Origin of the sequence: Leptolyngbya sp. ST-U4, assembly GCF_039962215.1 — a bacterium.
Classification (GTDB): domain Bacteria; phylum Cyanobacteriota; class Cyanobacteriia; order Elainellales; family Elainellaceae; genus Leptolyngbya_A.
On sequence record NZ_JAMPKZ010000028.1, the window covers coordinates 1 to 25,781 of the forward strand.

The window sequence follows — 25,781 nt, forward strand, 5'->3', positions numbered from 1 at the left end:
GTGGTTCGTGCTCAAGAATTGGATGCGCCAACGCTGGGACGAGTTTGACAGTTTTCGCGTTTGTGTCGATGCTGCCTTCAAACATTGTCCGAACGTTTTTCCGTAAAGCTATAAATGTTAGGGTAAGGTCTCGTTTTGCCGACCGATACCGCATCTGTGAAGTAAGCCTGTCCAGGCTGTAACTGCACCGATGATACTTTGCGCCATTGTCCTTGGTGCTGAAACTGAAACGACCGTTTAATTCGAATCCGAAAATGCCAACCCAGATTGTCTCGGAGATATTTCATCAACTTGCCATCGGCAAAGCCTCGGTCTGCCAAAAGGACAATTGCGACATCATCGGGCAGGCTTCTTTGGACTTGTCGTAGCACTCTCTGAATCGTCCACAACCGGACAGTGCTGCTAGATTGTGCCACCACTCGCCAAGCTATAGGAACCGTTCTGCCCCGGTACACCACTCCCACCCAGACAATGCAAAAACAATTCCACACCACGGTTGTATCCAGGCTTAGATATAACTGTTCACTGCTCCACTCGGACAAGGCTTGCTTGATCAGAACATGATGAGCCGCAACGAGATCAATCCGTCGGTTCGACAACCAGTGACGAAACCGTCTTCGGTGCGACTGAGCAACTTGCGCGCGGCTTTTGACATACACGTCGAACCCATTGAGATGCACGCTCTGACTCTGGATCATACCGATGATCATCCAAGCAAGCCTGAACGCAACGCGACAACGGCTGCCTGAACGCGATCGTTGACCAATAGTTTATTCAAAATTCTGCGCACATAGGTTTTTACTGTGTGTTCACTCAGATATTAACCCGGCAAGGAAAGAGAGGGCAGGATTAGGAGAGAAATTGTTAGCATAGAGGTATGAACAAACCCGATGCTCGAACGCTGAATCTAGCCACTCAAAACTATCTGCGGCAGCAGGCAATTCGGCTGCGTGAGGAAGGCAAACGGATAGTTGATATCGCCGAGTACCTGGGCGTGCATCGCAATACCGTATCTGACTGGTGGCAGCAATATCAGCAGGAAGGAGAAGCCGCCTTAGAGCAATACCCTAGAGGCAAAAAATTGGGGCAAGGGCGGACGCTCAATCCTGACGAAGAGGCATACCTGCAACAGTTGATGCGAGACTATTGCCCGGATGAGTTGGAGATAGACAGTGCCTTGTGGACTCGTCAAGCTGTGGCAAGTCTGGTTGCTCAAGTGTGCGGCGTTGTGATGCCACTTCGCAGCGTGGGGGAGTATCTCAAGCGGTGGGGTATGACGCCACAAAAGCCTCTGAAGCGGGCGTATGAACAAGACCCTAAAGCGGTCGAGCAGTGGCTAGAGACGGAGTATGTGCAGATTCAAGCCCGTGCGAAGCAACAAGGAGCAGAAATTGCTTGGGGCGACGAAGCCGGAGTGCGGTCGGGGGCTCAAGGGGGACGCGGGTATGCACCGAGGGGAGAAACGCCAGAGATTCGGCTCAATACCCAAAGAGCGAACGTGAACTCCATTGCCAGCATTGACAATCAAGGGACGGTGCGCTTCATGCTGTACACCCAGACGCTGAGCGCGCAGGTGTTCATCGCGTTTCTGAAGCGACTGATTCAGAAGCGCCAGCGCAAGTTGCTGTGGATCGTGGATAGGCATCCGGTGCATCGGTCAGGGGCAGTGCAGCAGTGGTTAGCGGAACATGAGCAGGCAATTGAGCTACTCTACCTGCCGTCGTACTCGCCCCAGTTAAATCCAGCCGAGTATCTCAACTGTGATGTCAAGCAGGGAGTTCACGCGAAGCCCCCGACGCGAAACCAGGCGCAGTTGGAACAGCGGGTGTCATCTCATCTGCATAAGCTTCAGAAGTTGCCGGGGCGCATCGTGCGGTACTTTAAACATCCTGCCATTGCTTATGCTGCCTGACCTTATGCACTCTCTATACTTGCCAGGTTAATATCAGTTGAGCGACATTCGGAACATTGCATTGGTTTTACCCTGGTTTCATATCCCCATTCTGCAACGCCCAAGAACGCACCCAAACAGGACTACAAGTGGCAAGAGCCAGAGGTCGGAAAGGGGGACGACAGCAGAAGCTGCCACCCCAAGAGATTGAGATTGGGCGATCGTTAGCAGCAGATCCAAAGCGATCGGTCACTTCCATCTGTGAGCATTTGGGAATTAGCCGTCCCACTTACCACCGCTACATCAACCTTGAGCTAAACCACACTGCCGAAAATAAACGCTGAGCGATCGCCTGTAATACGCCCTAGAGCCTCGCTCTATCGAGGATGGGGGCAAGGAGCGCTGCCGTTCCTAGTCATTTTTGGCAGTGTGTTGAGTGTTAAAGGCTGCGTTCAGCGGCGGCAGGTAGCTTCTATATTTAGACCAAAATCTTTCGTCTGCAGCTGCAACGCAATTGTTAGACAGTAGGATAATATACTCAACATTCAAGAAACGAGGCTCACGCTGTATAGCTCGCATTGAAGCCCAGCGCATTATCGATCGTCGTTCCTGAAATTGTTTTTGCTGCATTGCTTGCCAGGAAAAGTGCTGTTTGGGCAATATCCTCTGGCTCAATCGCTCCAGCACTGCCCAGTGGACTCACTGGATTAATTAGTGCGTCCTGTTGCTCTGGAGTGGAGACACCCATTGATCGCATCTGTCCCTCGCTACGATACATTGCCGTGTTGACTGCACCTGGCGCGATCGCGTTCACTGTGATGTTGTATTGCCCCAACTCTTGAGCAGCTTGCTTAGTCATCCCAATCACAGCCCACTTCGTCGATGTATAAGCACCGTTTCCAGCAAATCCAGCCCTGCCCCCCACAGATGCCATATTGATGATGCGTCCACCACCCCGCTGCTTGAGAAACGGAACGGCAGCTTTTGCTGTATTGAAAACTCCGTGAACATTGACATCGAATACATCGTGCCAGAGTTGAGGGGTTCCATCCTCAAAGCTGTGCCATGCCACATAGCCTGCATTGGCAACGACAACATCAATTCCACCCAATTCCCGGTTCGTGCGTTCTGCCGCAGACTGCATTGCTGCTAAATCTCGAACATCAACCTGAATTTGCAGCACCTTTGTGCCGTATTGCTTGACAGAAGCAACGGCTGCGCTAAACTCATCCAGGTTGGCAACACGATAACCCCGTGAAGAGTTCAGACGAGAGGGATCGGCAATATCCAACATGGCAACATCGGCACCATTCATTGCGAAAACTTCTGAAATTGCCCGTCCAATCCCTCGCGCCGCTCCAGTAACGAATGCGACCTTTCCAGTCAAAGGAAGCGGGCTGGAGGGTTGAGGCTGTGCAGCGGGCTGAGTGGGAGCCTGTGCTGTTGCTTTTTGGGTTCGTAAAGGGGATAGTCCTGCTCCTAGTGTCATTCCAGTTGCAGCCAAGGCAGCACCTTTGATTAATCCACGACGTGAACGATTTAGCTTCTTCACTGGTTCGCTCCTCCTAAACTCTGAGGACAGCTTATCGAAACAGCCGTGTCGAAAAATTGTAAAATCTTGCTTAGCTTGCAACCTGCTTGAAGAAGCTTTTGGGTGGAATGCCGACGACTCGCTTAAAGGCTTTGGTAAAATGCGCTTGATCGTAGAAGCCCACCTGCAACCCGATCTCTGTCAGATCTGGTTTACCGGCGATCGCAATCAGCTTCTTGGCACGCTCGACTCGGTTTTGCAACAGATATTGATGTGGGGAAAGTCCCAACGAATTTTTGAAGAGACGCGCAAAGTGAAATGCGCTCAGGTTCATCTGTTCGGCTAAGTCAACTAAACTCAACTCCTCGCTTAGATGTTCATGAACGTACTCGATAATCTGCTTTAGCTGCTGTGATGAGAGCTTTCCAGCTGCTTTACGCAGTTTTTGGGAACGACCGCTGTGATACTCAATCAGATGAAGAGCAAAGGCGACCGCAAGCGATTCACCATAAAGCGTGCCACAGTAGCTTCCAGAAGCTAATTCTGCTCTAAAGCGACGAGTAAAGTCAGCAATTGTTGTATCAGCTTCACCTCGACGGGTTAGAAAACTAATGTTTTCTGAAGCACCCGTATCTTGAAACGCTTGGCGAACAAATTGAGGGTCAAGGGCGATCGCCAAAAGCTCAAAGTTTCCCCACCATCGAGGAAAGTTGATATCTCCATGTGTCTGTAAGCAAAAATCACCTGGGTTCAAAGTCGTTTGTCGCCAACGCTTGCCCTCTTTCCATTCGTAGTGAACAGGTTGACCAATGTTGACCGCCAAACGATGTCCATCGATATAGTGTTCGGGCAGTTCAAACGATGAAATTCGGTGAAGTTCAACAGTGATTCCCTGCCAACCTGCATTCACGCTCGAAAACAACACACTTCCAGCAGGAGCAGCCGGAAAGATATTTCCAGTTTGACTGTTGACCAGATGAATCCGGCTATCTGACATTGGCAGTAGGAAGTGATTTTAAGTATATTTTGGACTGAAATCACTCTACAGGCAATCTTCTGATTACTGTCCCTACATAGAGAAATTTTCTGTGCTTGATAGCCTCTGCTATTGAGGTATTTGGCATTGCTGCTTAAGGGAATGCAAACGTTACCATCGTTTGTCCTTAACAAGTTCTTGCGACACAACCGCCGTTAAGGATTCCTGAACAAAAATATCGTGCGGGGGTTCGTAGGTTCAACCTGATGTCGACTGATGTACCCCCATTCTTAATTTGCGGTTACTCCTACTTTAATCCGCTTAAATACCTGATCGAGCAGATTCTCCTTGCAATCGATCCAGCATTATGGGATATTCTTTAGCATCCACGGTAAGTCGATGTATTTACCGTACTTTATAGAAATGATAGAAGACGTTTACTTTCAAGCCATCAGAAATGGACGGCTTCTGACTAATTTCGCCTTAATTTTGGTTTCTCTAATGGAGTAATGGCATGGCTTCTAGACTTTGGCAAGGTTGTCTCAAGCTGAAATTATGGACGGCAAAATCCTTGCGAATTAAAGGATTTGCATTTGTTGTTTCAATGTTTCTGGCAGCGATCGTAATTCCATCTCTATCAATTCTGCCCTCGCTAGCGACTGAAACATCTGATGTGCAATTTGTGCAGCCCACTTGGTTAACTCAGCACGCGAACGATCCTAAACTTCGCATCCTGGATGTCCGAATTAGTCCGTTCGATTACTTTGGTGGACATATCCCGAATGCAGTGCATATTGCAGATAACACTTTCCGGGGACCCAATGGTACACTTCCCGTGCAGTACTGGGAAGCCGATAAATTACGATCGCTCTTTTCTCAGGCAGGCGTGAGTGACGATAGTAAAGTCCTCGTTTATTCCGATGGTCGGGATGTGTTAGGAGCAACGATGGTCGCTTATCTGCTCGAACGCACTGGACATGCCGATGCTGCGGTTTTGGATGGGGGCTTTGCAGGGTACAAAGCAGCCGGATTGCCCGTTAGTAAGGAGTTTCCTGCTTACGATCTTGGACGTTTTACAGTACGCGATCAGCCCACCGTACGAGTGACTTTAGCTGAGGTCAGACAGTTAATTGGTAAACCTGGCGTGACTTTCATTGATCCTCGTCCACCGGAACTGTTCTCCGGGCAGCAGCAGGTTTGGGCGCGAAATGGACATATTCCTGGTGCTAAAAATATCCCCTGGGTTTCATTTACCGTGGGAGAATCAAACTTCCACCAACTGAAGCCTCTGGATGAAATTCGTCAAATTCTGGCATCGCGCAATGTGAAACCCACAGACAACATTATCGTGACCTGCAGTACTGGACGTGAAGCAACGTTGCAGTATCACGTTCTGAAGCACCTGTTAGGATACCCCAACGTTCGGGTTTACGAAGGATCTTGGACAGAATATTCCTCCAATCCAGACTTGCCTGTAGAGACAGGTGCCGGTGCTTAATGCAGGTATTTTGAGGAAAGTGGAGGATGGGATCGCAGGAGCATCAAAAACTTAGCTAACTATTCCCTACTTTCCATTCCTGTTCCTTTTTGCTTAATGTCTCATTACTCTTCTGCGTCATCTCATGCGATTTATTTTTTTACTGTTTGGTGGAGCGATCGCCACTACATCTGTTCTGGGTTTGGCTCTTCTTTCGTGGATGGTTGAAGTGAGTTCAACTAGCCTGGGATACATCGCAAGCTGCGCCCCCAGTCAGCCCGAAGAACCCAAGAAAGAGGGTTCCTCCCAGGAATCTTCTCCAACACCGTCTCCGTCTCCGTCTCCGTCTCCGTCTCCGTCTTCTCAGTCGTAACCGCCGCAGAAGTTCCATGTCTAACATTGCCCTATCCCAGTATCCGCAATCTTCTCCCCGTCCTCAAACAATCCCGATCGCCGTTCTGTTTGGGCTGTTTGCGCTGGGAGGGATCGTTGTCAGTCCCTTTGGTGGGCTAAAGCAAAGTGTTTTATTTTTGATTGGCGGACTGTTTGGAATAAGCCTGTATCACGCTAGCTTTGGCTTTGCCTCGTCCTACCGAAAACTGTTTGTCCACCGTGATGTGAGAGGCGTACTGGCACAACTTCTGATGCTGGCGATCGCAACGCTGCTCTTTGCACCATTCCTGTTAGCCGGAAGTGCTTTTGGTCAGAGCTTACGGGCAGCGGTTGCGCCAGTGGGCGTCCAGGGAGCGATCGGCGCATTTTTGTTTGGTGTTGGGATGCAGTTAGGCAGCGGTTGTGCCTGCGGTACGCTCTACACGATCGGCGGCGGCAGTAGCATGATGCTGTTAACATTGCTGACCTTTGGCATCGGTTCTTTTTGGGCAAGTCTGACCGGATCAGTGTGGGCAGGACTTCCTGCGACTGACCCCATTTCCCTCCTCAAATCCTGGGGATGGGCAGGGGTTGGATTACAGCTTGTTCTGCTGGGTGCGATCGCTTTGCTGCTATGGCAATGGGGCAAATCTAATCAGACTGCGGATGATATAACCCCTACTCCTGCTGAGCCTTTTAATCTGAAGCATTTACTGTATGGTCCCTGGTCGCTCGTGTTCGGTGCAATTGCTCTTGCCATCCTGAATGGATTGACGCTGCTCATCGCAGGTCGACCCTGGGGTGTTACCTGGGGATTTACCCTGTGGACAGCCAAAATTGCGCAGGCGTTGGGCTGGAATCCGGCAACCAGCGAATTCTGGAGTCAGGGGATGGGAGCCGAGGCACTGGAGCAGAGCATATTTGCTGACATTACCTCCGTGATGAATTTCGGCATTGTGCTGGGAGCTGCCCTCGCTGCTGCGCTGGCAGGACGCTTGACGGTCAAAAAACCTGTTTCCAGGTGGGCGATCGCCGCTGCGCTAATCGGGGGCTTGATGATGGGCTACGGGGCAAGGCTGGCGTTTGGCTGCAATGTGGGAGCTTACTTCAGCGGCATCGCTTCCACCAGTTTGCATGGCTGGCTGTGGATTACCTTTGCTTTACTAGGAACAGGATTGGGGATTCGGCTGCGATCGCTGTTTCGGCTCTCCAACTAAGGCTGCCTAGATATGCGTTTTAGATATACATGGCAAAATAATCGTGACTTTCGGTATTCATAAATATCGTCACTTCTTCTTTCGCCTGTTCATCATGAGTTGCTGTGACTAAAAGTCTGAGATCTTCGTCAGAAATAAAGTCACCGCAGCATTCATTTGCCGATACTGCCTGATTCATTTTCTTGGGATAGCTCAGGTTTAGATTATTCATAATCGTGATGAACTGGCTGCGGGTGCGATCGGCAAAGCGGGGATTCGATCGCTGGTTTCAAGAGCAGTTGCGCCAACTACCCGAATTTGACCAGCGCTGAATAAGCCTGAAACCACAAGTTGAATAAACAGAGCGCAATGTCAAGCATTAACGATATAGATTTGGTTTTTCGCTTAATAAAAACCGAAGGTAATTGAACTTAGAGGACATCGCCATGAATTTCACTTCTCTGCGCCAAGCACGGTTGTATCGCGAATAATTCTTGAGGACAGATGATTCTTGTACAGAGAACGAGGCTATGCTACGGCTCCAAAAATTTGACACACGAGTGCTGCCTGAGCAATTACATCTCCTCGTTCTATATCTTTGACTTGTCCTTTTCTCATCCTATTCATTGCCTCGATCCCGCTCAGAGTTTTTCTGGCACTGTTAAACGACTTGAACCCCATCATCAGCTTCACAACCCGCTTGATGTTCCGATGATCCTGTTCAATGTGCTATGTCGCTCCCTAAATCCCTCAAATTGTTTTTTGCCGCGCTTTAAGTGCGAGGGGAACTTTGAAAGTAAGGTTAATCTGGTTTAGTTTCCTCAATTTTGAGGGGCTAGGGGAGCGGTTTGAGTCAGGAATGCCAATTGAGAAAAGACCAGCAATGGTCACTCGTTGGTCGCCTGCCTTACGACAAATATGGTTTCGAAACCGAGCAGGGGGCAACCTACCTGCTTAGGTCAACAACTCTTCTCATGCTTCCTTTCCTTTATCTCCATCATTTTCGATACATTTACCCTATTGTTGCTTTCATCTTTGTTAAGAAAAACTTGACTTCAAATCTTGTATAGAACGATTCAGAATTTCATCGTCATATTGAGGTGAATTTGTAAATATATCCGTCATTTCCTCACCTGCTGAAAAAGTTGTGCCACACTTTGTTTATGGCAATTTGTTATTGAATTAGTAGGAGACTAATGTGTTTGAGGTGCATCCCTCAGCGTTACAGTTTCCTCAACGATCTTGCTCAGGTTCTGTTCTCTTGGGGATTATCTCCAGGTTATCTTCAGGTCATTTTCCGTTTAACACATTTGGTTTAGCACACTTGATTCAGCTTATTTCATTCAGTATGCTGCATCAGGACCAATATCAGGAGATTGATATCAGGGTACGCCACATCTTCGATTTCTCCTCAGCAGGATGGGTTGCCTTATGCCAGATTTTAATGCGCTACCGCTGATCCTTGCGGGTCCGATCGTGCGGCGAGTTGAGCCAACGCTGGTTTCGGTGTGGATTGCATTATCGGCGGCGCGGACGGTGGAACTGGCGCTGTGGGTAGGTGAAATCGTCGTGCCAACTGCTAGCGACTTTTTTGGCAGTGCAGGAGCTGCCCATCGACGCAGTACCGCTTCAATTCGGATTGGCGAAAAGCTGCACTTTGCGCTGGCGACGATCGACCTGACGGCTTCGCCGCTAATTCCTGGTCAAAATTACGCTTACAACCTCGTTTTCACAGGTCCAAATAACAAAGACCTCAGTACCGAAAAGTATTTAGAAGATAAGGGTCCGGCGATCGAACCTACACGGCTAGCATTAGGTTACTTAGCTGGGCGGCTACCAACCTTTGCGCTGCCTCCAGCCGAAATCGAAAATTTGCGGATTGTGCATGGCTCCTGCCGCAAGGCACATGGACATGGGGCAGATGGACTGGTGGCACTGGACAAAGTGATTGAGCGCACGCGCGCAGAACCCTTGCAGCGACCACACCAGCTCTTTCTTACCGGCGATCAGGTTTATGCAGACGATGTGCCGATGATGCTTTTGCCCCAGCTCACCGTGGCGGGAAATGCGCTGCTGGGCGCGCCTGAAACCCTGCCGCTCACAACTTCTAGCGGAACGCAAAACGTGCAGGTCACGACTGCCAACTTTCCGACGACTTGGCGGCAGGAACTCGTGCGGCAACAAGCCAGGATGAGCAGCGGAGAAGCGTCCAGCCATGTCCTGTCGTTTGGCGAGTTCTGCGCGCTGTATTTGTTTTACTGGTCGAATGTGCTGTGGGACGATTTCGCCAGCAAAGACACGCTGTTTCCCGAATGCCCGGACGATCGATGTCGGGATGCCAACACAATCGTCTCCGGATTGCCTGCCCATCTGCGCGATCTGTATCCGCCACCCCCTCCCGGAAGTTCTAGAAACGATCGCAAAGACCGCATCGACGATCGCAACAAACTACGAGAGGATTACAAGAAACAGCTAGAGGAGGTGAAGACCTTCAAAAAGGCTCTGCCCTATGTGCAGCGAGTTTTAGCAAATGTTCCGACTTATATGATCTTTGACGATCATGAGGTGACGGATGATTGGTATCTGACGCAGGATTGGCGCGACCGGGTATTGACCAGTCCGTTGGGGGTTACGGTGGTGCGAAATGGACTGCTGAGCTTTGCGCTGTTTCAAGCCTGGGGTAATCATCCGAAGCGATTTGAAACCGGCGATCACGCCCAACTGCTGACGCAAGCCCAGGCACTGTTTCCGGCGGCAGGCGGACCCGTTACCTCAGTCGCAAACCAGATCGATACGCTGTTTGGCTTAGGGGGAATAGATCCGAAAATTGACTGGCACTTTACCGTGCCTACGGGTCCAACGACAACGGCAGTGCTCGATACCCGCACAAGGCGCAGCTATGTCGGTCGCTATAATCCACCGGGATTGATCAGTGCTGCTAGCCTGGATGCCCAACTGCCTGCGTCCCTGGCTCCTTCACCGGGGGCAGAACTGCTGTTTGTCGTGTCAGCGGCTCCAGTTCTGGGCCTGGCACTGATCGAAGAAGTGGCACAGCCGCTGGGGGCACGCGGGTACGCTGATTTCTTTATGTCCGTGATCTGGAATCAAACGCCGAAGATTACGGGCTACATGGAATTTGACATGGAGGCATGGTCGCTAGACGCACCTCAGTTAGAAGCGTTGTTTGCCCGATTGAATCAGTTCAAAAAAGTCGTGATTCTCAGTGGCGATGTTCACTACAGCTACAGCGCAGAAATGGACTACTGGAAGCGCGGCCAGCCCACACCGACGCGATTTGTGCAGGTTACATCCAGTGCCCTCAAGAATGAATGGAGTGCAGTCGCCAAGCGATCGCTCGAAACCGTGACCGTGCAGGAGCTATTGCACAAAGCTTTTTATCCGGTGGCGCGACTGGGCTGGGATAGTCCGATCGATCTGGTGGGTCGGGTGAACGTGCCGGGAGGAGCGATTCCTCGTAGTAAACGCGCCCTGCTGCGTCGTACTCCGGTTGTGCTGCCGGCAGAAGGCTGGGCAGCGGGCAGCAGCATTGACGAACCGTCGGATTGGGCTTGGCGCACCAGTTTGGTGAAGGATAATCGACCCGATGACGAAAGCGCCGAAGCTCGCCCCAAAGATGCCCAGGCGACGCGGATTCAGCCCGATTTGATTCCGGCGGACTCGGAGGCTGGCTATGTAGCAGTGCTGGGTCGGGGCGAAAAGCAGCTCGAAGCCAAAATTGCCCGATCGGTGGTGTTTGCCTCGAACTTTGGACTGGTGCGGTTTACAGGCACGAATGTCGATCGTGGAGTGCAGCACGCGTTGATTTACGACCATCCGCAAGACAAAAAAGACGACGATCCGCAGGAATACACGGTGTACAGCCTGACGCTAGTTTCTACATCAGACAGTCAGCCAACAATTTCCTAGTCCGGCACGGGGAGGGGGAAAGGGTGAGTTCGGAGAACATTCGCAATGATTTGCAGCAGTTAGTGAGCGAGATTCGAGACATCCTGGAGCCGATCTCCAGAAGCGTCAGCGATGAAGGCGTCCGGCGCGAGATTTTGCTGTCGCTGGGGCTAAACCCGTCTGGCTCGACACCCGCGCTCAATGTTCCCCCGGCATCGCTTGCCAGCATTGACGCTTATCGGCAGCAGGCGGCGGACGATGTTGATTTGCAAGCCTTTATTAGCGTGCTGTCGGACATCACACGAGTTGTTCAGGCACTGATTGACTTAGTCGCAGCGGCGGCAGCGGCGGATAGCGATGCTCCCGCAGGGTTTGTCGTCGAGGAAGCAGTCAGCTTTTATCTGGAGTCGATCGTCCTTGGCTATTTGCGAGTGCGAAATCCGGGCGTTTACATTACAGCCAGTGCCCTGAGGCTAATCGAAGAGCAGGGAATTCGCTTTGGCGGCATTACGCAGCTTTTGTTTCGCATCGGCGAATACTTTGAAAGCATTGGCGTGTCGATCGACGATATGCAAACCGACGAAGATGCCAAACGCGCCTCTGATGTGATTCTGTTTGTTTTAGGGGTGGCGATCGCCTCGCTGGTTGAATGTGAGTTTGTTTATGGCTACGATGCAGGACTACTCAGCGAAAGCCCGATCGCCGATGCTGCCTCGAACCGAACGCTGACGCTGAAGATCAAAGGCAAAACCAAAGATGCCGAAGAGAACGAAGTCGAAGGGTCGCTGCTGCTGAGCCTGGTATTGGTGCCGCGCGATCATGGCGGCGTGGGGGTGCTGACGCGCATCAAAGGCAACGGCTCGCTGGAAGTGCCGATCACTAAAAATTTGAGCTTCAAGATCGATGTCAACGGTCCTGATTTTCTAATTTATTTCGGCGATGGGTCGCTGGATTTCCCGGAGTCTACGGATGCTTCGCTGGGTATTAGCCTGATCTATAAATCCAAGCCACCGTCCGAGTCAGAAGCGGGCGAGCCAGAGGAAGCAAAGGAGGTTATCTGGGGCGATCGCAACGGCATCCACCTGCGGATTGGCAGCGCGAAGCTGGAAGGGGAAGCTGGTCCTAACGATCAGAGCTTCAAGTTAGAGCTAAAAGAAAATGCCTTTGTGCTGGCAACCAAAGCAGCAGATGGTTTCCTGAAAAAGATGCTGGATGCTGTGACCAGCAATGGCAAGCTAGAAACCGAATTTGACTTTAATTTTGGCTATAAAAAGCGCAAATGGTTTGTGGGCGGCGGCATGGGCTTGATGATGAGTTTGCCGCTGCATGAGACTGTACTGTTTGTGAAGATGCACACGCTGACCGTGGGGCTGGCGATCGGTGAAACGGCAGGCGAGGAACCGGGCATCAAACTGGAAGCGTCCCTCAGCTTTGGGCTGGATCTGGGGTCGCTGCAGGCATCGGTCGATCGGATTGGCTTAGCGGGACTGGTAATTTTTGAAAGCGGCAAGTTCACGCTCGGATTCAAACCGCCGAATGGGGTGGGTCTTGCCGTCGATGCGGTGGCGGTTCGGGGCGGAGGTTTTCTATTATTTGATCCCGATCGCCAGGAATATGCGGGTGGGCTAGAACTGAGTATCGCGCTGAGTAAATTAACGCTGACGGTGACGGCGATCGGTTTGATTACGACGCGCTTGCCGGATGGAAGCGATAGCTTTTCACTGCTGGCAATTCTGGCGGTTGAGTTTAGTCCGGCGTTTCAGCTTGGATTGGGCTTTACGCTGAACGGCATTGGCGGCATTTTGGGACTGAATCGCACGATGCGGTTGGAGGCAATGGCAGCAGGCATCAAGAGCGGTGCGGCAGAGCGAATTCTGTTTCCGCGCAATATTGTTGCCAACGCCTCGCGGATTATTAGCGATTTACGTGCCTTTTTCCCCCCACTCAACAATACTTTCCTGATCGGCGGAATGCTGAAGCTGGGCTGGGGTACGCCGACGCTGGTGACGCTATCCCTGGGCGTGATTATTCAGATTCCGCCTGGTACCGTGGCAATTCTGGGCGTGCTGCTGGTGCAGTTGCCCACGCCAGAGGCAGCTTTGTTGCAGCTCAAGGTCGGCTTTTTGGGAGCATTTGAGCCAGACCGTCAGCGTGCCTGGTTTTATGCCACGCTCTACGATTCGCGGATTTTGCAGATGACGCTGGAAGGCGGACTGGGTGTCCTGGTTGCCTGGGGCAACGAAAGCAATTTTGTGATTTCGGTGGGTGGCTTTCATCCGCAGTTCACCCCGCCGCCGCTGCCCTTCCCGATTCCCGATCGCCTGGCGATTAATATTCTGAATTATCCGCTGGCACGAATTCGGGTGATGGCATATTTTGCGGTCACATCGAACACAGTGCAGTTTGGGGCACGCGCAGAGCTGTTCTTTGGCTTCGACAGCCTTAGTCTTGAAGGGCATTTGGGGCTGGATGTGCTGTTTCAGTTTTCGCCTTTCTATTTCATTGTTGAAATCTCAGCATCGATTTCACTCAAGGTGTTCGGTGCAGGGCTGTTTTCGGTGCGGCTGCGCGGTTCGCTGGAAGGTCCAACCCCGTGGCGGCTGCGGGGAGCAGCATCGGTTTCTATCCTGTTTTTCTCGATCGATGTAGATGTGGATGAAACCTGGGGCGAAACGGTGGATACGGTGCTGCCGGGCGAAGCCGTGATGCCGCTGATTGCAGGCGAGCTAGAAAAGGAGACAAACTGGCTGGCAGAACTGCCTCCCGGCAACAATCTCCTGGTGTCGCTGCGGAAACTGGAAGCCGCAAGTGATGCGCTGGTGCTGCATCCGATCGGGGAACTGATCGTCAGCCAAAGAGCCGTGCCGTTGGGCGTAAAGATCGATCAAGTCGGCAGCAAGCAGGCAACGGACGCAAACCAATTTACCCTCAGCGTCAGCACCTCCACCCTGGCAAAACAGGGCGATCGCGAAGAACTGTTCCCGATGGCGCAGTTCCAGAAACTCTCGGATACCGAAAAGCTCTCGCGTCCGGCGTTTCAGCCCGTGCCGGGAGGACTGCGGCTGGCAGCGAGCGGCAAACAGGTGCGAAGCAGTCGCCTGGTGAAGCGCAATGTGCGCTACGAAACGATCGTCATTGACACCGAATACAGGCGAAACCCGATCGCCTTCTTCGCGTTCTGGATTGGGCTGTTTGTGCATTTTATTGCCGGAGCCGCCGTTAGCAAATCAGAACTGTCGCACAAGCACAAAAAAGATCTTCAGCCATTTGACGATCGGGTGGCAGTGAAGAGTCCGCTGTTTACGGTTGCTAATCTTGCCGACAACAAGCCCGTGGCGGCGGAGGCGCAGCAGTTTCGTAGCGAGGCACTGGCGCGGGAATATTTGCGCGATCGCGCGGCTGCCAATCCCAAGCAGGCAAAAGCGATGCACGTCATCCCCTTCGATGAGGCAAATGTGAGCAGATGAGTCCTCAAATCGGTTCCTATTCGTTCTTTCCCTGGCTGCGGCAGGGTCTTGCCAACCAGATCGATCCCAGCAGCATCAGCGGCAGTCGCGCCACGATTCCGGTTGTCCTGACGCTGGAAGGGGCTGGACTGGATGGCACAAAACTCACCCGAACGATTCCCCGCAATGTGCCTTTCTTTGGTCCCGGCGACATTATCGGAATCGATCGCCGCGCCATTATCAAAACTGAGCCGCTGCACTGGATCACCAACTTTGAGCCAAACTATCTGCCCTATATCGCGTTCTACGACGAAGATTTTCCCTGGCGATACACCCCGGAAGTGCCAAACAACGATCGCCTGCGTCCCTGGATCGCGCTGGTGGTGCTGAAGGAGGATGAGTTCACCGAAGCCGCGCAAACGACAGACCGTCCTCTGCCTTATCTCAACGTCGATGCGCCCGAAGCTGTGTTTCCGCCGATCGATCAGCTTTGGGCCTGGGCACATATCCACGTCAATCAAGATCTGGCGAGTAACGCGCAGGAAATCATCAGCAACAACATGGATGCTGTACTGCTGAAACTGGAAGCGGTGCTGCGACAAAACCCGGATGTCGCCTATTCCCGCCTTTTGTGTCCGCGCAAGCTGGATGCCAGCACGACTTATCATGCCTTTCTGGTTCCCTCGTTTGAATCGGGCCGATTGGCAGGACTGGGACATGATCCGGCAGGTGCGCCCAGCGTTAATCACGGAGCCTGGGAACCGAGCGGCGGCGAAACAGAACCCAATTTCTTTCCTTATTACTATCGCTGGACGTTTATCACTTCGACTGTGGGCGACTTTGAATATCTGGTGCGCCTGCTGGAGCCGCGCCCGATCGATAGCCGGGTGGGTCAACGCGAGTTTGATGTTCAGTTTCCCGACTCGAATATCAGGGGCATCACTGATCCAAAGCTAAAGGGGGTGCTGCGGCTGGGTGGGGCACTGCGCGTTCCGTTTAAGACGCTGGATGATGATCAGAAGCAAGCGTTTGAGTTATACGATCGCTGGGATCGATCGGGCTATCCCCAGGCGTTTCAGCGCGATCTGGCAGCATTTATTAACTTGGCGGACGACTATCAGCAGAAAACTGCCCTGCAAGCGCATAATGACAGCTCCTACGAGGCGACGATTCCTGACCCAGGCAATCCGGGTGAAACGCAGACCGATCCCGACCCGCTGATTACGCCGCCGCTATATGGACGCTGGCATTCGCTCACGCCTCGCCTTTTAACTGAACGAGACGGCACAGCAGTCACGCCCAACGACAACTGGGTGCATCAGCTCAACCTCGACCCGCGCCATCGGATTGCTGCCAATTTTGGCACGGAAGTCGTGCAGCGCAACCAGGAAACCTATATGAATGCTGCCTGGGAACAGATTGGCGATGTGCTGGAGGCAAACCGCAAGATTCGACAGGCGCAGCTCGCCAAATTTGTGGCTCGGAGTTGGTATGTGCAAACGGTGCTGCCGCTGGCAAGAAATGCCGCCAAACGGGAACTGGCTCTTTCGCTGATTATGCCTGTCCGATCGCGTATCCTTGCCGATCGCGTTACGGTCTATCAGCAGGTGAAAACCAGCATTGTGCCGCAGGTGCTGTTCTCGACGGAAGCGCGGCGAATTTTGCGTCCCGGCAGTCGATTAATGAAAACCCTGCCCTTCGACAGCGGGCGCAATCCCGGCAATTTGGTCGATCGGGTCAATCGGGGAGAAGTGACGGCAAATCTGCCCAAGGCTCCGTTGGAGGGCGCACCAACGCTGGATGATCTGGCAGACGCACTTGAACCGCCAGATAACACTGTGCCGGACATCATTAAAAATTTGCTGCGGCGGTTTCCCTGGCTGCTGCAAGCCCTGATTTTGCTGATTGTGCTGCTGATTGTGCTGGCAGTTTTGCTGAGAGGGTTTGGGGCTTTGCTGGCTCCCGTGATTCTGGCGATCGCCTGGCTGATTCCCCTGGTGCAGCGATGGCAGGATTTAATGGCTCCGTCGGTCAGTGTGCGCGAGGACAATCAAACGCCCGATCGGGTGGATAATTTGCCCCAAAGCCCAGATTTTCGCGTGATTACCGATCCGAATGATCCGTTTCGACCGACCGCGGGCAACAGCGACAGTCGCGAAGCCGTGAACTATAAAGCGGCACTGCGCGATGCCTACACGATTATTCAGGCAAGCCGCACGGTTAGCGTGCCTCTACGACCGGTGCGACAGCGGTTAAACCTGAATCAAACGATCGATCGACTGGTGACAGGGATAAATCCCAGCGTTACGATTCCGCGCTACGTGGGTCAGCAGCTCGAAATTCCCGATCGAATTCGCGACCAGGTGAGTGAATCCCTAAACGATCAGTTTGTGGAAGTGATGGCATATCCGGAAATCGATTTGCCGATGTATCGTCCGCTGGTAGAAGCGTCGGAAGAGTCTTTTTTGCCGAATTTGAAATACATTGAGCAAAACACAATCTCGCTGCTGGAAAGCAATCAGCCATTTATTGAGGCATACCTGGTGGGCTTAAACCACGAGTTTGCCCGCGAGTTGCTGTGGCGTGAATATGTGACAGATCAGCGCGGCAGCTACTTCCGCCAGTTCTGGGACCCCAGTGGTTATCTGGATGCGACCAATCGCGATCGCGAAACTCTGCGCGAAAAGCTAAAAGACATTCCACCGCTGCATCGCTGGCTGCGAACCTCCAAGCTGGGTCAGCATGACCACCGGGAAGAAGATGGTGCAGTCGAAGAAGAAGTGGTGCTGGTGATTCGGGGCGAGTTGCTCAAGAAATATCCCGATGCAGTGATTTATGCCCACAAAGCGAAATGGATTCGCACCAATAGCGGCGCGATCGATCGCACTAAACCGCGTGCGCTGGAAGATTCCGGCATTGGCGATGCCCAAAACCCGTCACGAGACGTGATTAAAACGCCGCTCTACGAGGCAAAGGTGAATCCAGATATTACCTTTATCGGCTTTGATCTCACCGTTGAAGAAGCGTTGGGCGGCACGGAAGGAACCGAGAACGATGATCCGGGCTGGTTTTTTGTGATCAAAGAGCGACCGGGCGAACCCCGTTTCGGGCTGGACATCGGCAGCAGCCCCAAACTCTATACCTGGAATGATCTGGGCTGGGAAAACCTGATTCCCAACGTGCAGCCCGGCGATATGCTGCAAATTACCAGCAGCAGCCCCACCCTCAGCGTTGAGCCAACTCTCCCCAGTCCAACGGATATTCGCCAGGAGCAAGCAAGGGACGATCGATCGGTGCGCTGGTCGGCGGGCATGGATGCAGCGCAAGTGGCATACATCCTGTATCAGGTTCCGGTCATGATCGCGGTTCACGCTGCCGAAATGCTGCCGCGCCAAACTTCTGAATAATCGCTAGAAATAATCGCTCCGAATCTTCACCCTGATTCATCCTTATTATTTTGCTTGAGCGAGGTCGTCCTATGGTATCCGAGTTTCCAATGTTTAGGAGCCAGTTGCAGCAGTCGCGGCGGCAGCTTGAGCAGGATAAACAGTCCCTCTTCCTCACCGAAGAGAAGCGAAAACAAATCGAAACCCAGCAGGCACAGCTCGACCGCACCTTTGACCCCGATCGAGAAGCCGATCGCGCCGAGCAAAAACGACTGCAAACGCTGCACGACCAGACCGTGCGCCAGATCGATCGCCTCGGCGAACAGGTTGCTACCACCGATGCCACGCTGCAAGCTACCCTCGATCGGTTTGCCGTCCTCAGCGACCCCCGCGAACGGGTGGAGCAGCTCAGCGACCTATATCCGGTACTGCTGCTGCCTTTGCGAATCGAAACTCGCTTCAAGCAGGTGCAAAGCGGGACGGGCGTTCAGTATCAGCTTTGGGTGCGGGTCTTCCCAGATGATTGCGCGGTGGATACCTTTGAAGCCGCCCTCAGCAAAACCGAAGTTCGCAATGCGCGTCGCTATTGGGCGCAGGTCTGGCGGGCAGGCAAGGATGAAACGCTGCGGCGGGCAGCATGGCGCAATTTGGTGGGCAGTCATGGTTCTGGGCGGGCACTGTGGATTGTGGAAAACTACCGTCCCCTCAACGAGGATCAGATTCCCGAACGCGATGACCAAACGATCGTCCTAGTGATTCCGACCGGGGAGCCGCTGACGGGGAGCATGGCTGAACAAACTGCCATCTTTTGGGAACGGGTCTGGCGTGCCCATGATGATGCGGTTGCGCTGAGAAATGCCCAAAATTTTCTGGCTGAAGCGGTCGGCGAGGAGCAGGCACAGCGCATTCTCAAAGACTATCGCCCCTTTAACCTGGACGATCCGCCGCCCGCAGGTTCTCCTGATCGCGCTGAAACCGCCGTGATCGTCACAACGATCGCTTTTGAATCTGACGAAGCCACCCAGACCAAACGCCGCGCCTGGTCGCGTGCCCCGCAGGTTTCTGTGTTGCCCGATCGCCTGGTTCTCATGGGCTACAGCGGCAACAGCCTGACGCTGCAAGCTCTGGGCAACCCGATTCCCTCGCCGCTGATTGTTGGACCCGACCCGCTGGCAGCCGAGGACGACCAGATTCGCCAGGAAGGAGACGATATTGCCGTCAGTTCTGCAATGCGCTGGATGGTGGACTTTGAGGAAGCGGTGCGGGTTGGCATGGGATTTCGGGTCAACTTGAGCCAGGCGCAATATGCAGCGGGCTTTGATAAGCTGCTGGTGCTGGGGGTGCGGCTCAGCTCGGACGAAACAAACAGCAAGCAAATTTTTGAGCAGCTATTGCGAAGCCATCACTACAGCCGGGGCGGTCTCAGTTTGATTCGGCAGGGCACTCCGACGAACAATACCGATGAGCAAGGGTCTGGCTTTTCCAGCACAGCGGACGCGGATGCGAGCTATGAGACCCTCACCAAAAGTAAACGATTATTTGAGCGAAATGACGACTGGTACGATCGCGCCGATGGCCAGTGGTGGGCAGAGCTGCTAGGGATTGATCTAACCTTGCTTCAGCAGGTGCAGGGGGCAAACCAGACTGATGTGCGCGATGCTCAGGCAATGAATCTGGCTTTGTTTCCGGCAACCCTGGGCTACTTTATGGATACGATGCTGGCGCAGGTGTTTGACGATCGATCGATCGAATTTGTGCGGCAGTTTTTCACGCGGTTTGTCAGCGGACGGGGAATGCTAAGCGCGATTCGGATGGGTCAGCAGCCCTATGGCATTTTGCCTGCTACGGTTTATAGCCGGATGAACTGGTCGCGGCAGGAAGGCTTCAGCGCGGCGTTATTTGCAAGTGTTGGCAGCAGCGGCTCACCAGGACTTGCCAAGCTCTACGAAGTGCTGATGCGGGCCTATGGCGTGTGGGGCACATTGCGCGATCGCGTGTCTTATGTAGGCAAATCGGGCGATCCGCATCAGATTTTGCTGGATGTGCTGGGTCTGCATCCCACGTCGGTTGAGTTTGACCAGCGGTATGCGGAAAGCCTGGCGCAGGTAATCAACACCTTCAACTTGCAGGGCTGGCTCGATCAGCTTTTGGTCACGCTATCGCTACTCATGCAGGGAACCCAAATTCTGCGCGACCACGGCTATGACCCCGATCGATTGGGTCGTCCCGATCTGCTGGACAAGTATTTTTTCGCCAAACCCTACGCGGTCAATCCAGAGAACCTGATCCACGATCTGCCGCTTTCTGAAACAGAAGGAATTCGTGCCTACACCGCTGATAAACGCAACTACATTCAGTGGCTCATCGATGCTGCCCGCACGTCGCTCGAAACGATTCGTCAGCAAGCCGGATTAGACGAAAAGCCTACATCGCTGCTGTACCTGATGCTGAAACACGCGCTGACGCTTGGCTATTACGACACTGCCCTGCGGCTGAACCTCACGGCGGGCAATCTATCGCAGCCTCAACTCCAGCAGATTCGCCGCGAAGCCAATTTTATCCACATCGCAGCCGGAACGGAAAGCAGCGAAAGCCGCTACAAGCTTCTCTATGACAACATTGCGAATATTCCTGACCGTCCCGCAGGTCAAACCGTCGCAGACTACATTACCTCTATCCTGTCTACCGCCGATGATGCTGCCCGCTTGCAGGAACAGATCCTTGCCCTGGAGCGATTACAGAATTTGTCTACCGCTCAGCTCGAACGCGCCTTTGTGGAACACCTGGATACCTGCACCTACCGGCTGGATGCCTGGCTGCAAGGATTGGTGCAGTATCAGCTTGCCGTAATGCGCTATGTTGGCGTGGATGAGGAAGAACAGGCGCGATCGGGGCTGTATCTGGGGGCGTTTGGCTGGCTGGAAGCGGTGCGTCCGAAAAATAAGGCGCAAACTCCGGTATCGCTGAGAGATCCTGAGTTAGCGAAAGTCTTTAACCGCGAGGGGGATGTGCCCCTGGTGCGAGATGCCGATAACCTGGGCTATGTCCATGCGCCTTCTCCCAACCATGCAGTGACGGCGGCAGTGCTGCGAAACGGCTATGCTCGCAATGCCACCCCGGAAGATCCAGGCGTGTTTGCTGTTAACCTTTCTTCGGAACGGGTGCGGCGGGCAATGGCGATCGTTGAAGGAATGCACAGCGGGCAAAGTCTGGCTGCACTCCTGGGCTATCAGTTTGAACGCGGGCTGCACGATCGCTACGAGGAAGCCGAGGTCGATCAGTTTATCTTTAAGCTGCGAAAAGCCTTTCCCCTAGTTGCCGATCGCATTCGCGACACTGCCCGCCCCGTCGAGGATAGTGCTGCCGATACTCAAGAATCGATCGAAGCGATCGAAGCCCGTAACGTGATTGATGGCGTGGCTCTGGTGGAGCATATTCAGTCTACGGGCAATGCCACCTATCCTTTTGGCAAAAACTGGCTGCCTCCCGCAGAACCAGCCCAGCAAAACGCGATCAACGCCGAAGTGCGTCGCTTGCTCGATACCCACGATGCTGTCGCCGATCTGGGCATCGCCGAGGGAATTCATCAGGTGGTGCAGGGCAACTACGATCGCGCTGCGGCTTCGGTGGATGCGTTTGCGAGTGGCGATCTGCCGCCCATTCCCGATGTGGTTCAAACACCCCGCAGCGGCAAGGGATTGACCCATCGCGTCGGACTCCACCTGCAACCCGGACTGTTGCCCACCGATTCTCCGATTGGTCTGGCAGTTACGCCTCGCGCCAGTGCAGAGCCAGCGATCAACCACTGGTTAGCCCCGTTGCTGCCTCCACCCGATCGAGTTGGCGTGAGGGTGTCTTACGTCGATGCGGACGGAACGACTGGACAGCAAATTGTGACGCAGGCAGAGCTGGGGCTACAGCCGATCGATCTGCTGTATTTGCTGAATCTAGATGGCGAGCAGGGAAGGACTGCTTTGGACGATCAGATCGTGAAATCCGTCAGTGCCGGAAAGCGACCCGACACCCCGATCACGATTCTTTATACCCAGCGCATTGCCCCCCGCTTCGCTTTCTTTGAACTGGCAGCTCTGATGTCTGAACTGCGAGGGCTGCTTCTGGGGGCACGATCGCTCAATGCTGCCGATCTAATTCTCCCCAATGAAGCCGACTCGAAGACTCAACCCCTGCCCGAATACCGGACGGAGCGGCTCAACCATGTGCGCGATCGCCTCACTGCTTCAGGGAATCCCGTTCAGCCCCTGCGAACTCTCATAAGCGAACTCACTGCTTTGCTCAGCGACCCGATCGCCAACCGCACTGCGCTGATTAGCAACATAGACGATCGCCTGAATCGCTTCATCGAATCTGCCGGTGCTCTAAACCAATTTGGCTTGCCGCAAACGGGCTATGGCTTTGCCCTGGACTGGAAACGCCTGCGCTACCGCGCCCTGATTACCAAAATTGAAGACTTGCTGAATCGCTGGCAGGATAAGCTCGATGCCTTCGATACCTTGCTGACGCAATACGATGCCCTCCCCGCTGCAACCACCGACGACGATCGCTTTGCCTTGCTGGCGAATATCGAAGCTAAGGTTGCGATCGTTCTCACCGACCCCCTGCCCGCCAATCCTGCTGACTATCGGGCAATCGTGATCGATCGACGCGCCCAGTTTATTGCTAAACGCAATCAGTTCGCTGCCCTGCGGGAAACATCAACGCCCAATCTGGCAACGCTGCTAGCAGACATTGAAAGCACCAGCACCAATCTGACAGATTTCGATTTTGTGCGGCTGGAGCTTGACCCGGATGGAGATGAAATTGTACGGTTCAGCGGCGATTTGCTCACGAATGCTCAAAATATCGTTACGGATATCGAGGCGCGGTTGGCAAAAATTAGCGATCGCCTGACCGCATACGGCACGGCAACCACTGCCCGCAATCGAGAGTCTGCGTTTACCGAGGCGGCGCATTTGCTGCTGGGGGATGACTTCCAGGTAGTTCCAGAGTTTCAGCTCGGTCCAGCGCAGGCAGACGAACTCCAGAAGGCATACACCGACAAAAACACGCTGCTCACCTATCTGACCGCCACGCTCAACCTCGACTTCCCTGTTGATGAATGGCTGTACGGCGTTGCCCGTGTGCGATCGATGATGCAGCACTGGGAAACGGCAACGATGCTGAGCGAGGCGTTTGTGAATCGGGAACTGCTTCTGCATCCGCTGCAATTGCCCTACCAAAAGGACGATCGCTGGCTGGCTCTGCCCTACCCGCCGGATCTGAAGTTTGATACCGATAAGCTGCTATACACGGCACATTTCGCCGTCCCCTTCGATCGCACCCTGCCCCAATGCGGTTTGTTGCTGGATGAATGGACAGAGATTATTCCCACGACTGAGGAAACGACCAGCGTTGCCTTTCACTTCAATCGCCCCAGTGCCGAACCGCCGCAGGTGATGCTGCTGGTCACACCGCCACAAATTAACGGACGCTGGGAATGGACAGATTTAGTCGATACGCTGCACGAAACGATCGAGCTTGCCAAACGGCGGGCGATCGAACCCGATCAGATTGCCAGCACTGATTATGCCCGCTTTTTACCCGCAACGATTACGGCGGTCACGTTCAATCCGATCACGATCGCGCTCAATTACGCCGTGGCAAATCAGGTTTATGACCGAATTAATCTTCAAACGAGGGAAGAATAATGCCTGAACCTACCATTACCGACATCCGTCAGGCAATGCGGGTGCGTCGCTTTCCCACCATTACTTTGTGGAATCGGCTGGAAGGGCGACCCCGAACCCATGACTTCAACGAGGCACTCAAAGCCGCTGTGCGTGACCCGCTGTGGATGCTGACGAAGCAGTGGCAAATGGGCGAGTTTAAGGGCGATGATGCCGGTTCACCCGTTTTTGCCAAAATTCACCTCAGCACTGCACGTCTCGATGCGTTTCAAGCAGGCGATCATTCGACGCAGCCCTTCAACACCGACATTCCGCTGGAAGCACAGGTGGAGCGGCGCACGATTTCCTTTGAGCGGGAGGGACAGTTTATCGCCCTCGATCTGCGTTTGCTGATGGGACGACAGTGGCTCAAACTAATGCAGCGAATCGGCAATTTTCGGCAGGAATTTCTCGACCGTTATCCGATCGCCCTACCTGACCCCAGCGATCGATCCAATGCAGCCGTCTGTGCCGATTTCGAAGCCTGGCAGCACGTTGCCGCTGTTGCTGGACGCGCGATGGACGGCTATCAGCTCTACCAGCATCTCAAAGCAGGCGGATCTGCTCACGACGGCACAACCATCTCCGCCGCCGACCATGCCGCAGTGAACGATCTGGCAACCCGATTTGTCACCTGGTTTGAAGCCCTGTATTACCAGCCCGATCCTGAGCCAGATGCAAATGGCAGCGATGCCTGGAAGCCAGAATATTTAGAATATCAATTTGCCATCTCTGCCCCCGATGAAACCGATCGCCCAGTAATGCAGGCAGAAGAGTACTATCACGGGCGACTCGACTGGTATAACCTGGACATCGATCCCGATCGCGCCACGCTGGAACCGACCGCTCCTGACTCAGCACCAGAGACACTTCCCCCGCCTACCCAATCCTTTATTCCGGTTCCGCTCAGCTTTGAAGGAATGCCCAACACGCGCTGGTGGACGTTTGAAGACTCCCGCACCAACTTCGGCGACCTCAGCCCTGGCACAAAGGATCTCTCTAAGTTGATGCTCATGGAGTTTGGTTTGGTCTATGCCAACGACTGGTTTCTGTTTCCGCTGACGCTGCCGATTGGAACAACCACGCGCATCAAGGGTTTAGCCGTCACGAATGTTTTTGGCGAGCGCACCTGGATCGAAGCTGCCGGACGCGGAGCCGATGAAGATTGGCAGCGATGGAATCTGTATACGATGGCAATTAGCGGCACAGAAGATTTGCAGGCGGATATGCGGTTTGTGCTGCTGCCCACAGTTCCTAAAATTCAGGAAAGCGATCCGATCGAGGATGTGCTGCTGATTCGTGATGAGATGGCAAACATGGTCTGGGGTATCGAAACACGTGTTCCCCTCCCGCATGGGCGCAGTCGCCCCGGTCACGAAGCGGCGATCGATCTGGCTCGCTTTTACGATCGTCTGCTAAACGCCACGCCTGCACCAGAACCACCCCCTGCGGCTGCCCCGGTTCGCTATACGGTGATGTCCAATAATGTGCCGGAAAACTGGATTCCCTTTATCCCCGTGCAGGTTCCGGGAGACAATCGGCAAATTCAGCTTCAGCGATCTGCCTTACCGCGCATTGTTGCCCGCAATCCAGCCTCGATGGTTGAAAAGATTCGTCCGCGAACTGCCTTACTGGGCGAGGGGCGAGCCGTCAATGCCGCCTATTTTCTCCACGAAGAAGAAGTCCCCCGTGCGGGTATTCGCGTGATGCAGACCTTTCAGCGCACCCGCTGGCATAACGGCAGCGTGATTACCTGGTTGGGAATCCGCAAGCAAACCGGACGCGGGGAAGGATTCAGCAATCTACGCTTTGACTACCTGGCCTGATGGGGTGACAGCAAGGCAGAGAGGTAAGGCTGATAGCAGAGAGAAACGACG

General features: G+C 53.6%; 14 protein-coding genes and 3 pseudogenes. 11 read left to right on the forward strand and 6 right to left on the reverse strand.

The window, feature by feature from the left end:
* A pseudogene (locus NDA02_RS23180) lies at positions 1–106 on the forward strand (IS630 family transposase); the annotation flags it as partial.
* Here the strand turns inward: NDA02_RS23180 and NDA02_RS23185 are convergent.
* Positions 78–698, reverse strand: a complete 621-nt coding sequence (locus NDA02_RS23185; RefSeq protein WP_348256021.1) for a transposase — start codon at positions 696–698, stop codon at positions 78–80. The pseudogene NDA02_RS23180 and the gene NDA02_RS23185 sit on opposite strands and share 29 nt — an antisense overlap.
* Positions 699–706: 8 nt before the next feature.
* Positions 707–820 (reverse strand): annotated as a pseudogene (locus NDA02_RS23190) (LuxR C-terminal-related transcriptional regulator); the annotation flags it as partial.
* 57 nt (positions 821–877) lie between these two features.
* Between NDA02_RS23190 and NDA02_RS23195 the strand changes: the two are divergent.
* Together NDA02_RS23195 and NDA02_RS23200 are read left to right on the forward strand one after the other, a co-directional pair.
* Positions 878–1,912 carry an IS630 family transposase gene (locus NDA02_RS23195; RefSeq protein ID WP_190791414.1) on the forward strand — a complete coding sequence of 345 codons (1,035 nt, stop codon included), beginning with the start codon at positions 878–880 and terminating at the stop codon, positions 1,910–1,912.
* Positions 1,913–2,040: 128 nt separating this feature from the next.
* Entirely contained in the window at positions 2,041–2,235 is a 195-nt protein-coding gene (locus NDA02_RS23200; protein ID WP_190792607.1) for a hypothetical protein, read from the forward strand.
* 215 nt (positions 2,236–2,450) lie between these two features.
* Here NDA02_RS23200 and NDA02_RS23205 read toward each other — a convergent pair whose 3' ends face one another.
* Together NDA02_RS23205 and NDA02_RS23210 are read right to left on the reverse strand one after the other, a co-directional pair.
* Positions 2,451–3,443: an SDR family NAD(P)-dependent oxidoreductase gene (locus NDA02_RS23205; RefSeq protein ID WP_190792608.1), complete on the reverse strand. Its 993-nt coding sequence runs from the start codon at positions 3,441–3,443 to the stop codon at positions 2,451–2,453.
* A 70-nt stretch (positions 3,444–3,513) separates the two neighbouring features.
* Positions 3,514–4,419: an AraC family transcriptional regulator gene (locus NDA02_RS23210; RefSeq protein WP_190792609.1), complete on the reverse strand. Its 906-nt coding sequence runs from the start codon at positions 4,417–4,419 to the stop codon at positions 3,514–3,516.
* A 493-nt stretch (positions 4,420–4,912) separates the two neighbouring features.
* Here NDA02_RS23210 and NDA02_RS23215 point away from each other — a divergent pair, with 493 nt between their 5' ends.
* From NDA02_RS23215 to NDA02_RS23225, 3 genes are all read left to right on the forward strand, one after another.
* On the forward strand, positions 4,913–5,896 hold the full coding sequence (locus NDA02_RS23215) for a sulfurtransferase (protein WP_190792610.1): 984 nt from the start codon (positions 4,913–4,915) through the stop codon (positions 5,894–5,896).
* A gap of 124 nt (positions 5,897–6,020) precedes the next feature.
* On the forward strand, positions 6,021–6,248 hold the full coding sequence (locus NDA02_RS23220) for a hypothetical protein (RefSeq protein WP_190792611.1): 228 nt from the start codon (positions 6,021–6,023) through the stop codon (positions 6,246–6,248).
* Between the two features lie 16 nt (positions 6,249–6,264).
* On the forward strand, positions 6,265–7,464 hold the full coding sequence (locus tag NDA02_RS23225; RefSeq protein WP_348249279.1) for a YeeE/YedE family protein: 1,200 nt from the start codon (positions 6,265–6,267) through the stop codon (positions 7,462–7,464).
* A gap of 19 nt (positions 7,465–7,483) precedes the next feature.
* On the opposite strand, the gene NDA02_RS23230 is transcribed toward NDA02_RS23225, so the two are convergent.
* Together NDA02_RS23230 and NDA02_RS23235 are read right to left on the reverse strand one after the other, a co-directional pair.
* Entirely contained in the window at positions 7,484–7,642 is a 159-nt protein-coding gene (locus tag NDA02_RS23230; protein WP_348256022.1) for a hypothetical protein, read from the reverse strand.
* A gap of 329 nt (positions 7,643–7,971) precedes the next feature.
* A pseudogene (locus NDA02_RS23235) lies at positions 7,972–8,169 on the reverse strand (DDE-type integrase/transposase/recombinase); the annotation flags it as partial.
* Between the two features lie 705 nt (positions 8,170–8,874).
* Here NDA02_RS23235 and NDA02_RS23240 point away from each other — a divergent pair.
* From NDA02_RS23240 to NDA02_RS23260, 5 genes are all read left to right on the forward strand, one after another.
* The gene (locus NDA02_RS23240; protein ID WP_190791606.1) at positions 8,875–11,370 is read left to right on the forward strand and encodes a hypothetical protein; all 2,496 of its coding nucleotides are present in this window, start codon (positions 8,875–8,877) and stop codon (positions 11,368–11,370) included.
* A 23-nt stretch (positions 11,371–11,393) separates the two neighbouring features.
* Entirely contained in the window at positions 11,394–14,816 is a 3,423-nt protein-coding gene (locus NDA02_RS23245) for a DUF6603 domain-containing protein (protein ID WP_348256023.1), read from the forward strand.
* Positions 14,813–18,202 (forward strand): hypothetical protein, encoded by a 3,390-nt coding sequence (locus tag NDA02_RS23250; protein ID WP_348256024.1) that lies wholly within the window; start codon positions 14,813–14,815, stop codon positions 18,200–18,202. Before NDA02_RS23245 ends, NDA02_RS23250 begins: the two co-directional genes overlap by 4 nt.
* A gap of 71 nt (positions 18,203–18,273) precedes the next feature.
* Positions 18,274–23,886, forward strand: a complete 5,613-nt coding sequence (locus tag NDA02_RS23255) for a hypothetical protein (protein ID WP_190791478.1) — start codon at positions 18,274–18,276, stop codon at positions 23,884–23,886.
* The gene (locus NDA02_RS23260; RefSeq protein WP_190791479.1) at positions 23,886–25,730 is read left to right on the forward strand and encodes a hypothetical protein; all 1,845 of its coding nucleotides are present in this window, start codon (positions 23,886–23,888) and stop codon (positions 25,728–25,730) included. Before NDA02_RS23255 ends, NDA02_RS23260 begins: the two co-directional genes overlap by 1 nt.
* Positions 25,731–25,781 lie beyond the last annotated feature (51 nt).